General features: G+C 66.7%; 11 protein-coding genes. 7 read left to right on the forward strand and 4 right to left on the reverse strand.

The window, feature by feature from the left end:
• Positions 1 to 93: 93 nt before the first annotated feature.
• Positions 94 to 2,856, reverse strand: coding sequence for a pyruvate dehydrogenase (acetyl-transferring), homodimeric type (gene aceE / locus NQ036_RS00005; RefSeq protein ID WP_257046919.1), 2,763 nt, complete (start codon positions 2,854 to 2,856; stop codon positions 94 to 96).
• Positions 2,857 to 3,136: 280 nt separating this feature from the next.
• Here aceE and NQ036_RS00010 point away from each other — a divergent pair, with 280 nt between their 5' ends.
• Genes NQ036_RS00010 through NQ036_RS00025 form a run of 4 tightly spaced genes read left to right on the forward strand, consistent with a single transcriptional unit; the run spans position 3,137 to position 5,467 of the window.
• A complete protein-coding gene (locus NQ036_RS00010) occupies positions 3,137 to 3,595 on the forward strand; it encodes a DUF3052 domain-containing protein (protein ID WP_257046918.1) in 459 nt (152 codons plus the stop codon).
• Position 3,596: 1 nt separating this feature from the next.
• A complete protein-coding gene (locus NQ036_RS00015) occupies positions 3,597 to 4,052 on the forward strand; it encodes a redoxin domain-containing protein (protein ID WP_257046917.1) in 456 nt (151 codons plus the stop codon).
• Positions 4,053 to 4,064: 12 nt separating this feature from the next.
• A complete protein-coding gene (locus tag NQ036_RS00020; protein WP_257046916.1) occupies positions 4,065 to 4,493 on the forward strand; it encodes an HIT family protein in 429 nt (142 codons plus the stop codon).
• A complete protein-coding gene (locus tag NQ036_RS00025; RefSeq protein WP_257046915.1) occupies positions 4,493 to 5,467 on the forward strand; it encodes an Fpg/Nei family DNA glycosylase in 975 nt (324 codons plus the stop codon). The genes NQ036_RS00020 and NQ036_RS00025 overlap by 1 nt, the downstream gene beginning before the upstream one ends.
• Before the next feature lie 25 nt (positions 5,468 to 5,492).
• On the opposite strand, the gene NQ036_RS00030 is transcribed toward NQ036_RS00025, so the two are convergent.
• From NQ036_RS00030 to pta, 3 genes are all read right to left on the reverse strand, one after another.
• Positions 5,493 to 6,809 carry an MFS transporter gene (locus NQ036_RS00030; RefSeq protein ID WP_257046914.1) on the reverse strand — a complete coding sequence of 439 codons (1,317 nt, stop codon included), beginning with the start codon at positions 6,807 to 6,809 and terminating at the stop codon, positions 5,493 to 5,495.
• Between the two features lie 109 nt (positions 6,810 to 6,918).
• Positions 6,919 to 8,133 (reverse strand): acetate/propionate family kinase, encoded by a 1,215-nt coding sequence (locus tag NQ036_RS00035; RefSeq protein ID WP_257046913.1) that lies wholly within the window; start codon positions 8,131 to 8,133, stop codon positions 6,919 to 6,921.
• Positions 8,130 to 10,274, reverse strand: a complete 2,145-nt coding sequence (gene pta / locus NQ036_RS00040; RefSeq protein WP_257056800.1) for a phosphate acetyltransferase — start codon at positions 10,272 to 10,274, stop codon at positions 8,130 to 8,132. The genes NQ036_RS00035 and pta overlap by 4 nt, the downstream gene beginning before the upstream one ends.
• A gap of 186 nt (positions 10,275 to 10,460) precedes the next feature.
• Here pta and NQ036_RS00045 point away from each other — a divergent pair, with 186 nt between their 5' ends.
• The 3 genes from NQ036_RS00045 to NQ036_RS00055 all read left to right on the forward strand — a co-directional run bounded on the left by NQ036_RS00045 (position 10,461) and on the right by NQ036_RS00055 (position 12,115).
• A complete protein-coding gene (locus NQ036_RS00045) occupies positions 10,461 to 10,766 on the forward strand; it encodes a DUF6506 family protein (protein ID WP_257046911.1) in 306 nt (101 codons plus the stop codon).
• Positions 10,767 to 10,877: 111 nt separating this feature from the next.
• Positions 10,878 to 11,123: a hypothetical protein gene (locus NQ036_RS00050; RefSeq protein WP_257046910.1), complete on the forward strand. Its 246-nt coding sequence runs from the start codon at positions 10,878 to 10,880 to the stop codon at positions 11,121 to 11,123.
• Complete coding sequence (locus NQ036_RS00055; protein WP_257046909.1) at positions 11,120 to 12,115, forward strand: SRPBCC domain-containing protein; 996 nt, start codon at positions 11,120 to 11,122, stop codon at positions 12,113 to 12,115. The genes NQ036_RS00050 and NQ036_RS00055 overlap by 4 nt, the downstream gene beginning before the upstream one ends.
• The last annotated feature ends 22 nt before the right edge of the window (positions 12,116 to 12,137 follow it).

Here is a 12,137-nt window from a genome sequence, read left to right on the forward strand (position 1 = left end):
GTCCCGGCGGATCACTGTGGATCCGCCGGGACCGCCGCCCCCGTCGTCAAGCCGCGCGAATCGGGGCGCGGCAGGGAGGGGTGCGGGACCCGGTCAGGCCGCGGAACCCTCGGTCGAGCCCGAGTCACCGGCCGTCGGATCGTCGAGCTTGTACTTCTTGGTCGCCTGGGCGGCCAGGGCCGAGTCGACCAGTCCGAGATCGGCCAGGCTGATGAGCGTCTGCACGACGACAGAGGCGGCATCGATGAGGTAGTGACGGCGTGCGGCCGGACGGGTATCCGAGATCGCATAGTCGTCGGCGCCCAGCGACACGAAGTGATTCGGCACGTACTGCCGGATCATATCCGGCACGCCACGGGAGAAATCACTTGTGGCGATGACGGGGCCGTCGGCGCCGGCCAGCTGCTGGGCGACGAAGGGCACGCGCGGCTCGGCCTCCGGATGGAGCAGCCGCTCGTCGTCGCAGGTCAGGCCGTCACGACGCAGTTCCTGCCAGCTGGTGACCGACCAGACGTCGGCGCTGACACCCCAATCCTCTGCCAGCATCTGCTGGGCCTGCAGGATCCACGGCACACCAACGCCGGAGGCCATCAGCTGGGCCTTGGGCGCTCCGGAGATCGCAGGTCCGTCCTTGAGCTTGTACAGGCCCTTGAGCAGGCCGTCGACGTCCAGGCCCTCCGGCTCGGGCGGCTGAACCATCGGCTCGTTGTACATCGTGATGTAGTAGCTGACGTTCGGGTCGCGGGAATCGGCCGGGTCGTACATACGGTGCAGACCGTCGCGCACGATGTGGGCGATTTCGTAGACATAGGCCGGATCGTAGGACACGATCGACGGGAAGGTCGAGGACAGGATGTGCGAGTGACCATCGCCGTGCTGCAGGCCCTCGCCGACCAACGTCGTGCGGCCGGCGGTGGCTCCCAGGATGAAACCGCGCGCCATCTGGTCGCCGGCGGCCCAGAATCCATCGCCGGAGCGCTGGAACCCGAACATCGAATAGAAGATGTAGAACGGGATCATCGGCTCGCCGTGCGTGGCATAGCTGGTGCCGGCTGCCGTGAATGCGGCGGTGGAGCCGGATTCGTTGATGCCCATGTGCAGCAACTGGCCGTCCGTGGCCTCCTTGTAGGCCAGGAACAGATCGCGGTCGACGGAGATGTAGTTCTGTCCGTGCGGGTTGTAGATCTTGGCCGTCGGGAAGAACGAGTCCATGCCGAATGTGCGGGCCTCGTCGGGAATGATCGGGACGATGCGCTTGCCGAACTCCTTGTCGCGCATCAGATCCTTGAGCACGCGCACAAAGCCCATGGTCGTGGCGATCTTCTGCTTGCCCGAGCCCTTGTAGCCGACCTTGAAGTCCTTGTCATCGGGCAGCTTGATCTGCGTGTACTTCGAGCGGCGCTCGGGGACGAAACCGCCCAGCTCGCGGCGGCGTTCGCGCAGGTACTGGACCTCCGGGGCGTCGGGGCCGGGGTTGTAGTACGGCGGCTTCTTCGGGTTCTCCTCGAGCTGCTTGTCGCTGATCGGGATGTTGAAGTGGTCACGGGCCAGCTTCAGATCCTCGATCGTGAGCTTCTTCATCTGGTGCGTCGCGTTGCGGGCCTCGAAGTGCGGTCCCAGTGAGTAACCCTTGACGGTCTTGACCAGGATGACGGTCGGCTGTCCCTTGTGCTCCATCGCCGCCTTGTAGGCCGCGTAGACCTTGCGGTAGTCATGGCCACCGCGTTTGAGGCCCCAGATCTGGGCGTCGGTGTACTCCTCGACCATGGCCTTGGTCCGGGGATCGCGGCCGAAGAAGTTATCGCGCACGAAACCACCGGACTCACCCTTGTACGTCTGGTAATCGCCGTCGGGGGTCTGGTTCATCAGGTTGACCAGTGCGCCGTCACGGTCGCGGGCCAGCAGGTCATCCCATTCGCGGCCCCAGATCACCTTGATGACGTTCCAACCGGCACCGTGGAACTGTGCTTCCAGCTCCTGGATGATCTTGCCGTTGCCGCGCACCGGGCCGTCCAGGCGCTGCAGATTGCAGTTGATGACGAAGGTCAGGTTGTCCAGGCCCTCGTATGCCGCGGTCTGGAGCATGCCGCGGCTCTCGGGCTCGTCCATTTCGCCATCGCCCAGGAAGGCCCAGGTGTGCTGTTGCGAGGTGTCCTTGATGCCGCGGCCCATCAGGTAGCGGTCGAACTGGGCCTGCGCGATCGCATTCATCGGCCCCAGGCCCATGGACACGGTGGGGTGCTCCCAGAAGTTCGGCAGCTGGCGCGGGTGCGGATACGAGGGCATGCCGAAGGGCTTGCCGTCGATGCGGTGGGAGACCTGCTGGCGGAAACCGTCGAGCTGGTCTTCGCTCATCCGGCCCTCGAGGAGGGACCGGGCGTACATCCCGGGGGAGGCGTGGCCCTGGAAGAAGATGTGATCGCCGCCGCCGGGGTGGTCCTTGCCGCGGAAGAAGTGGTTCAGGCCGACCTCGTAGAGTGTCGCGGCAGAGGCGTAGGTCGAGATGTGACCGCCGACCTCGATGCCGGGACGCTGTGCACGGTGGACGAGCATTGCGGCGTTCCAGCGGTTCCAGCTGCGGTAGCGGCGTTCGACCTGTTCATCACCGGGGAACCACGGTTCGTTCTCCGGGGCGATCGTGTTGATGTAGTCGGTGGTGACCAGGTTCGGCACGCCCACGTTCTTCTCGCGGGCCCGCTCGATGAGGCTGAGCATGATGTAGCGGGCGCGCTCGGGGCCCGCGTCCTTGACGACTCCATCGAGGGAGTCGAGCCACTCGCGCGTCTCCTCCGGATCGATGTCCGGTACCTGGGCCGGTAGGCCGTTGAGGATCGGACCGTTGCTCTTGTTGTCCAAGGCGCATTCCTTCCGCTTGGGATTTGGTCGGAAACGTTGTCTGCCCATGCCAGTTGAACGGTCGTTCGAAAGGTATGGAGTTTAGACTTTTACCGTCACTAGTTTATGACAGTCAGGGTCCCGATATGTCGTGGCCGGGCGCATTGTGCCCTGTCAGAGCCCTGATCGGGTTGTGGAACCGATCACCGGCGCTGGTCGGTGTCTCCCATGGTGGGACGGACGGGCACGTTTCTGGCCGGGCATTTGCCCGAATGCCGCTTCACATGAAAAATTAAGGAGTATGGCAACGACTTCCTCTAGTAGGACGAGCAATAAGGATTCCGCACCAACCGCAGCCACCGACCCGGGGGCGAACAATCCACTGGGGCTGAGCGCGGGACAGTACATTCAGGAATTGGGCTACGACGACGATGTCGACTTCGCGCTGCGCGATGCCATCGCACAGATCACGGGCGAGGACATGGCCGCCGACGACGTCGAGGACGTTTTCGACGCCGTGGTGATGTGGTGGCGTTCGGACGACGAAGATCTGGTCGACGGCTTGGTCGACGCTCAGACCATGCTCTCCGAGACCGGCACGGTCTATCTGCTCACCCCCAAGGCCGGGCGACCCGGACACATCAGCCCGGTTGAGATCAACGATGCGGCGCCCACCGCCGGCATGCACGTGACGACCACCGTCAGCGTCGGCCCGGACTGGTCGGGCGTGCGTTTGGTCGCCAAGAAGAGCAACGGCTGAGATGAACGGCGCGGCTCCGGTCCCCGGCGTTCCGGCGCCGGAACTGATTCTGCCGGACCAGTACGGCTCGACCTTCGTGCTCTCCGAGGCCAGCCGGGAGTCGGCAGTCCTCTTGGTGTTCTACCCGTTCGCATTCTCTCCTGTGTGCGGCCGGGAGATGTCACTGCTGACGGATCTGGCCCGGACCGGGGAACCAGGCGGCGGAATCCGTGCAGTGGGCATCAGCGTCGACTCGAAGTACACCCTGGCGGCCTGGAGCCGGGAGGCAGGGATCGGCATCGAGTTGCTCAGCGATTTCTGGCCGCACGGTGCGGCCGCACAGACCTATGGGGTGTTCGACGAACAGCGTGGTGCCGCCCGACGTGGTACTTTCCTCATCGACACCCACGGAATCATCCAACGCGCGGAGACCGGCCCTGTGGACCGGGTCCGCGACCTCGCTTCATGGTTGCACTGAGGAGGCCACACCATGCCCAGCATCTTCTCCAAGATCATCTCCGGTGAAATCCCCGGCACTTTCGTCTACCAGGACGACCTGTGCGTCGCGTTCCTGGACATTCAGCCACTGACCGCCGGCCACACGATGGTCGTCCCGCGCCAGGAGATCGACCACTGGCTCGATCTGCCCACCGAACTCAACGCACACCTGTTTACGGTGGCGCAGCTGATCGGACAGGCCCAGCAGGCCGCCTTCGGCTGCCAGCGGGTGGGCGTCATGGTGCAGGGCTACGAGGTGCCCCACGTCCACATCCATGTGTGGCCGACGAACTCGCTGAAGGACTTCCATGTGCTCGAGCGCGGCTCGGTCGCCTCGCCGGAGACCCTGGAGGCGGCGGCGGCCAAGATCCGCGCACAGCTGGGCGAGCAGGCCGCGACCGGCCCCGGCGCCACGGCCTGATGCCCGAGGGACATTCGGTCCACAGAATCGCGGCCCGCTTCGCCGACCTGATGGTCGGCAGGCGGGTCGCGGTGTCCTCGCCCCAGGGCCGGTTCGCAGCCGGCGCCGCGCTCCTCGACGGCCGGACGATAGAGGAGTCCTACGCGGTGGGCAAGCAGCTCTTCCTGTCCTTCTCCGGCGAGCTGTGCCTGCGGGTCCACCTGGGGCTCTACGGGGCCTGGGATTTCGCCCGGCTGACCGGGCAGGGGGAGCGCGCGGGGCAGACGGGCGAGTACTCGCTGGCCCAGCGCAGCATGGGCGCGCCCAGGAAATTGCGCGCTGGCCGGGTGACCCGGCTGCGGGCCGGTGAGAACGAGTTGCCCCGCCCGGATGAAACCGCGGCCGAAACCGTCGGCGGGCCCGTCTGGCCCCCGGAACCCGTCGGCGCGGTGCGTGCCCGCCTGCTGACAGCCGACGCCTGCGCCGATCTGCGCGGGCCCACCGCCTGCGAGGTCTTGGAGCCAGGGGAACTGACGGCCCGTTTGCGGAAACTGGGTCCCGATCCGCTGGTCGACGGCCGGGCCGCCGGGGGCCGCCGGTTCATCTCCGTGGCCCAGCGCAAGCGCACGCCGATCGGCACAGTGCTGATGGACCAGGCGGTGGTTGCGGGAATCGGCAATATCTACCGGGCCGAGCTGCTGTTCCGGGCCCGGGTGAACCCCCATACGGCGGCGAATGCCCTGCCCGTCGAGGTGCTGCGGGCCCTGTGGGACGATTGGTGCCGACTGTTGCCGATCGGCGTGGAGACCGGGGTGATCGTCACCCGTACCCGACTGCGCGGTGCGGCGAAGCAACTGGCCCTCGAAACGGTCGAGGGCCGACACGCGGTCTACGGTCGGGCCGGGCAGCCGTGCTACAGGTGCCACACCCCCGTGGCCCTGGAAGTCGTGGCCGGGCGCAAACTGTACTGGTGCCCCGGCTGCCAACTCGCCTGAGCCTGCAGCCGGGGCGCCGCGGGCATCACCAGGCGGCTTTGGCCCGCTGGACCTGCTTCATGCCGATGAACAGGCCGATGGCCGAGAGTACCCCGCCCAGTGCGACATAGGCCGAGATGCCCGCCGAGCCGGCGCCGGAGGCCAGCAGCGCCTGGGCGATCGAGGGGGAGAGGCCCCCGCCGAGTACGGCTCCCAGGTTGTAGGACACTGCGACCCCGGAATACCGGTGCGCCGGGTCGAACAGGCTGACGTAGAACGCGGCCATGGGACCGAAGACGAAGCTCAGTCCGATGTAACCGACGACCACGGCGAGGTAGAGGCCGACCACGGAACCCGAGTCGATCAGCAGGAAGTACGGGTAGGCCCACACCAGCTGGAACAGGGCCCCGCACATCATGACCTTGATCAGGCCGAAGCGGTCGGCGGCCCAGCCGGCGACGAAGACCGCGATCAGCATCCCCAAGCCGCCGACCAGTCCGGAGATCAGCGTGTCGGTCTGGCTGAACCCGATCTGCTTGACGGCGTACGACGTGGTGAAGGAGTTGATGATGAACATGAACTGGTTGAAGCCCAGGTTCACCAGGACGCCGGCGATGAGGAACGGCCAGGCGTGTGCGATGACGCCGGCCAGGGGCAGTTTGGCGACGGCACCGGCCTTGGAGATCTTCTTGAAGGACGGGGATTCGTCGATGCCCACGCGCACGTAGATGCCGATGATGATGAGGATGGCCGAGGCGATGAATGGGATGCGCCAGCCCCAGGTGGCGAAGGCGTCGCCGGTGAACAGGGCCGTGAGCTGGAATACGCCGATGCCCAGCAGGGTGCCGATGGGGGAGCCGGCTGTGACGAAGGCGCCGAAGAAGGCCTTGCGGCCGCGCGGGGCGTGTTCGGTGACCATGATGAAGGCGCCGGACTGTTCGCCGCCCATGAAGAAGCCCTGGAGGATGCGCAGGGACACCAGCAGGACGGGCGCCAGCGCACCGACCGTGCCGTAAGTGGGCAGGCACCCGATGAGGACCGTGCAGGTGCCGGTGGCGACCAGGCATATGACCAGCATGGTCTTGCGCGAGACCCGATCACCGAAGTGGCCGAAGACGATTCCGCCCAGGGGCCGGGACAGGAAGCCCGCGCCGAAGGCCATGAAGGACTGCAGCGTGCCCATCAGCGGATCGGAGCCGGGGAAGAACAGCTTGGGGAAGATAAGGCCCGCGGCCAGGCCGAAGATCAGGAAGTCGTAGAGCTCGATGCCGGTGCCGAAGGCGCTGGCGGTGGAGATCTTGCGCATATCCTTGGGGGATGTCTGATTGGCGGGCGCCGGGGACGCCGCCGCTGGAGCGGTCATAGGAGAACGGTCACTTTCGATTCCGGGGAGTTAACCGGAATATTATCCGCCCGCCGCCCGCCCCGACGCGCGTCGTCTCAGAGTGCAAGAATCACTTCAGACATGTGTTTCACGCGTTCGCGGCCTCCAGGGTCTGCCGGGCGATTTCCAACTCCTCGTTCGTCGGCACCACCAACACCGTGACCGGCGAATCGTCCGGGGATATCACACTGATGCCGGAGCCGGCTTGGGCATTGCGCACGGGATCGATGTGGATGCCGGCGAAGCCCAGCGTTGACAAGGCATCCGCCCGGACCGCGGGGGAGTGTTCGCCGACCCCGGCTGTGAACACGATGACGTCGGCCCCGCCGAGCTGTGCCAGATACGAGCCCGCATAGGCGCGCAGCCGGTGGACGTAGACGTCGTAGGCCAGTGCGGCATCCTGATCGCCTGCCTCCCTGCGTTCGAGGACGTCGCGCATATCGGATGCCCCGGTCAGGCCGAGGAGGCCCGAGCGCTTGTTGAGCAGCGTGTCAAGGTCACCGGTGGACATATCGGCGCGCCGGGCCAGGTGGAACAGCGCGGCCGGATCGATATCGCCGGACCGGGTGCCCATCACCAGGCCCTCCAAGGGGGTGAAGCCCATGGACGTGTCGACGGATTTGCCACCGGACACGGCAGTGGCAGACGCCCCATTGCCCAGGTGGAACACGATCTGTTTGAGTTCCTCCGGCTGCCTGCCCAGGAACTGGGCCGCGCGTTCGGAGACGAACTTCACACTGGTGCCGTGGAAGCCGTACTTGCGGATACGGTTCGACGTGGCCACCTTCTTATCGATCGCGTAGGTGTAGGCCGCCGGCTCGATCGTCTGATGGAAGGCCGTGTCGAACACCGCCACATGCGGCACCCGGGGGAAGGCGACCTCGGCGGCGTGGATGCCGGCCACAGCACCCGGATTGTGCAGCGGGGCCAGCAGGGAGAGCTCGTCGATGTTGATCTCCACCAGCGAGGTGATGACCGTAGGCGCGAAGAACCGGGCGCCGCCGTGGACCACCCGGTGACCCACGGCGACCGGCGGGTGCTCGTACAGGGAGGGCCCGTACTGGGCGAAGGCGTCGAGCATCACCCGGCAGCCGGCGGCATGGTCCGGGATCGGCAGGTCCTGGGTGAACACGCTGTCACCGCCCTCTGCGTGCGGCCAGTGGTGCACGGTGTGCCTGGCCCGGCCCATGTCCTCGCCGATCCGCTCGACCACCCCGGAGGCCAGCGGGATCTCCGCTTCGACGGCCATCAGCCGGTACTTGAACGAAGAGGAACCGCTGTTCATGACGAGCACGACGCTCATGACCTACCACCCTGTGCCTGGATCGCGGTGATCGCGATCGTATTGACGATATCGTCGACCAGCGCGCCACGGGACAGATCGTTGATCGGCTTGTTCAAGCCCTGGAGCACCGGCCCGATCGCCAGTGCGCCGGCGGACCGTTGGACCGCCTTGTACGTGTTGTTTCCGGTGTTGAGGTCCGGGAAGACGAACACCGTCGCCCGGCCCGCCACCTGCGAACCCGGCAGCTTCTTGCCGGCGACCGCAGCATCGGTCGCGGCGTCGTACTGGATCGGACCCTCGACTGCCAGATCCGGGCGACGCTGGTGGACCAGTCGGGTCGCCTCGCGGACCTTGTCGACATCCGCACCGGATCCGGAATCGCCCGTGGAGTACGACAGCATCGCCACCCGCGGCTCGATGTCGAATCCAGCGGCTGTGGTGGCCGAGGAGATCGCGATATCGGCCAGTTGCCCGGCATCGGGATCCGGTATGACCGCGCAGTCGCCGTAGACCAAAACCCGGTCGGCCAGTGCCATGAGGAAGACCGAGGACACGACCTGTGCGTCGGGGCGCGTCTTGATGATCTCGAACGCCGGCCTGATTGTATGCGCCGTGGTGTGCGCGGCTCCGGAGACCATGCCATCGGCCAGACCCTCGTGGACGAGCAGGGTGCCGAAGTACGACACGTCGGTCACGGTATCTGCCGCCCGGTCGTACGTCATGCCCTTGTGGGCCCGCAGCCTCGTGTAGACCTGGGCGAAGCGGTCGACATATCCGGGATCGAAGGGACTGATGACCGTGGCGGCGTCCAAATCGCAGCCCAGCTCCGCTGCCCTGGCGCGCACCTTCGCCTCGTCGCCCAGGATCGTCAGGTCCGCGATGCCGCGACCCAGCACGCGCGCCGCCGCCCGCAGGACTCGGTCGTCATCGCCCTCTGGCAGGACGATCCGCTTGCGGTCATTGCCCGCCCGCTGCGCCAGGCCGTACTCGAACATCAGCGGGGTGACGACCTGCGAGCGCGCCAGGCCCAGGCTCTTGGCCAGCACCCCCGCGTCGATGTGGCGCCGGAACAAATTCAATGCCGCATCGTAGCGTGTCGGCGAAGCCGCAGCCTGTCTGCTCTGCGTGCGCATCACGCGCGCCGCGGTGTCGAAGGTGCCGCCGGGGGTGGTCAGGACGGGCAGCGGCGAGCCCAGACCCGCGACGAGCCGGTCGACGGCCTCTGGCAGGTCGAAGGGGCCGTTGAGTACGATGCCGGCCAGGGATGGGAATGTGGCCGATGCATGGGCCAACAGACACGAGAGCAGCACCTCGGTGCGGTCGGCGGCGACGATCACCAGGGAGCCGTCGTGCAGGCGGGGCAGTACATTGTCCATCGACATGCCCGCCATCACGACTCCCATCACCTCGCGCTCGAGCAAGGCGGGATCCCCACCGACGAACTCAGCGCCCAGGCAGTCGCGTACATCGGCCACCGACGGCGCTACCAGAACCGGGTCCTCGGGCAGGGCCCACACCGGCAGCGCGGCATCCGTACCGCCGACCGGCGGAACGGCGCGGGCCGCGGCCTCGCGCACGGCTTCGGAGGTAGCCTCCAAAGCGTCCGGGTCCGCCCGGTTGACGGCGATCGCGAACAGTTCAGCCCGTTCCTGGCCGAGTTCGGAGAAAGCCACGGTGGCCACCTGCGCGAGTTCGGCCGGGGTGCGGGCGGTGCTGCCGCCCAAACGCACGTTCTCACCCTGTGGGGCGCGCCCGCCGAGTACCAGCAGGACCGGGGCGCCCAGGTTCGCAGCGATCCGCGCGTTGTCCGCCAGCTCGGCCGGGGTGGACACATCGGTGTAGTCGCTGCCGAGCACGACGACGAATTCGCATTGGGCCTCGACGGCCTTGAAGCGCTCGACGATGAGCGCCAGGGCGGCGTCGGGATCCGCGTGCAGCTGTTCATATGTGGTGCCGATGCACGTCTCGTAGTCCAGGCCGGCGGTGGTGTGCTCCAGGAGCATGTCGAGGACGTAGTCCCGGGAATCCCGGGTGCGGGTGACCGGCCGGAACACCCCGACCCGTGGACTGGTGCGGCCGATGACGTCGAGTACTCCGAGTGCGACCGTGGACTTCCCGGAGCGACCTTCTGCTGATGCGATGTATACGCTTGCGGACATGTCTCAGCCTAAACACGGATCGGGCGCCGAAGATAGTGCGGAGTCCGAATATGATCGCCGGGCGCTCGCAGGCTGGGATCGGTGGTCATCGCAGGCGGAAAAGGGCCACACTGGCGGTGGGTGGCCCCTCGAGGGCCCACCGGGAGCGACCGACAGCGAAGTCGGCGACATCGAAGGAGAGTAGTGATGAAACTCAAAGCGGCATTCATCTTCCTGGCACCGGGTGCCGATTGGCACACCGACAGGCAGACCGTCGAGACACCGGGGGTCGACCTGACGGTCGTCGGTGCTGCGGACTACGCCGATTCCGAGGCCGCGGCCCGGGAGCTGGCGGCCGCCGGGGTCGGCGCGATCGAATTGTGCGGGGGCTTCGGGATCGAGGGGACCGCGCGGATCAAGGCCGCGGTGCCGGATACCGTGGCCGTCGGCGTGGTCCGCTTCGAGAACCACCCCGGGCTGGAGTACAAGAGCGGCGACCAGCTGTTCGGGTGAGGTCGGGGACTGCCTGCACGGTGGGCTGCATCGGGACGCGGGAGAAGGGGCTGATCATCTCCGTTGGCAACAATGGTTGACAACTGACCGGTAGCAACATAGGTTGACTGCATGGAGTCAACACAGATAGCCGAAACGGCTGCCGACACACGGGATCCCCGAGCGGGGCTCAGAGCCATCTCCTCCCTGCGTGCGCTCACAGAGCGCCTGGAACTGGCGCAGGTTGAAGCAGGACTGTGGGCCGGGATGAGTTGGCAGGACATCGCCGGCGCGCTCGGAGTCTCACGCCAAGCGGTGCACAAGAAGTATGCGAAGCGAATCGACCCGTCGATTCCCGTCCCCAGGAGGACCCGATGAACAAGCTCAGCGTCCAAACCGCAACCAGTCACACTCTGTCCATCACGGCCATGGAGGAAGCGTCCCGCCGCAAAGAGCGGACTGCGGGGATCGACGACCTGTTCCTCGCCCTCGTCCTCAGTGAACAGCGTGCCGGCCAACTCCTACGGAGCCTCGGCATCACCCTGGAAACCGCTCGCGACGCCATAGAGCGGCAGCACGAGGAACAGCTGAACTCACTCGGGATCCGGACCGAGTCCCCACAGCCCGGCAGGATCACCTTCCATGAAACCGGAGCAGTGGATTGGCACCCCCGGGCTTTGGAAATCATCAAGAACTCGGCTCGGGATGGGAAGCGGGGCGATGCGGCAGCGATTCTGCGTGAACTGGTCGTCGAACCCAGCGGATTGATCGAAGCCGTGCTCGGGCGCCTGGGCACGACGCCCGCAACCGTGATCGCCCGACTCGACGAGGCCGAACGCCATGCCCACGACGCTGTGGGTGGAACCGAGGCGGATAGCCTGTCGGGGACACGGGAGTGCTTCGTGCCAGCCCCCATCGACCGGGTATGGGAGCTGCTGGCCGACCCTGCGCGAATGCCGGAATGGGAGCCAGGCACCGGATGGATCGAGGCTCCGCCCGCCGTGGTGAGTGTCGGTTCGACGTGGACGGCACACGCCGTGACCGAACACCCCGACGGCAGACCCTCCCGGGTGAAAGCGCAGCATCGATCCGCGCGAGTGGAGACAACCGACTGGCAGGAGGGGCTGCTGGGCGAATGGCGCTTCACCTGGCCCGATGCCCCGAAGGCCAACGCCCGCGTGATCCGGATCGAATTGGAGCCGGCCGCCGGCGGCAGTCACCTGCACATCACCACCGCGTGGGTGCACAAGGGTCGCCGGCGAAACGTCCTCCGGGCTGCAGCGGGCCGGGTGCTGCGACCGGTGCATCACTTCGCCATCTGGCTGCAGCTGAGCCAGTTGGCGGCGGCGATCAGCCGGGTGTTCCGGTGACCGGCCTCGGGCTCATCGAGAG

This window comes from Brevibacterium sp. 91QC2O2 (assembly GCF_024580695.1).
GTDB classification, from domain to species: Bacteria; Actinomycetota; Actinomycetes; order Actinomycetales; family Brevibacteriaceae; genus Brevibacterium; species Brevibacterium moorei.

What these genes read in the sequence shown, in the direction of transcription:
- NQ036_RS00030 (WP_257046914.1), bottom strand. Translation starts at nt 6,809, where the DNA reads ATGACCGCTCCAGCGGCGGCGTCCCCGGCGCCCGCCAATCAGACATCC.
- NQ036_RS00020 (WP_257046916.1), top strand. Translation starts at nt 4,065, where the DNA reads ATGCCCAGCATCTTCTCCAAGATCATCTCCGGTGAAATCCCCGGCACT.
- NQ036_RS00050 (WP_257046910.1), top strand. Translation starts at nt 10,878, where the DNA reads ATGGAGTCAACACAGATAGCCGAAACGGCTGCCGACACACGGGATCCC.
- NQ036_RS00015 (WP_257046917.1), top strand. Translation starts at nt 3,597, where the DNA reads ATGAACGGCGCGGCTCCGGTCCCCGGCGTTCCGGCGCCGGAACTGATT.
- NQ036_RS00010 (WP_257046918.1), top strand. Translation starts at nt 3,137, where the DNA reads ATGGCAACGACTTCCTCTAGTAGGACGAGCAATAAGGATTCCGCACCA.
- NQ036_RS00055 (WP_257046909.1), top strand. Translation starts at nt 11,120, where the DNA reads ATGAACAAGCTCAGCGTCCAAACCGCAACCAGTCACACTCTGTCCATC.
- NQ036_RS00045 (WP_257046911.1), top strand. Translation starts at nt 10,461, where the DNA reads ATGAAACTCAAAGCGGCATTCATCTTCCTGGCACCGGGTGCCGATTGG.
- NQ036_RS00035 (WP_257046913.1), bottom strand. Translation starts at nt 8,133, where the DNA reads ATGAGCGTCGTGCTCGTCATGAACAGCGGTTCCTCTTCGTTCAAGTAC.
- pta (WP_257056800.1), bottom strand. Translation starts at nt 10,274, where the DNA reads ATGTCCGCAAGCGTATACATCGCATCAGCAGAAGGTCGCTCCGGGAAG.
- NQ036_RS00025 (WP_257046915.1), top strand. Translation starts at nt 4,493, where the DNA reads ATGCCCGAGGGACATTCGGTCCACAGAATCGCGGCCCGCTTCGCCGAC.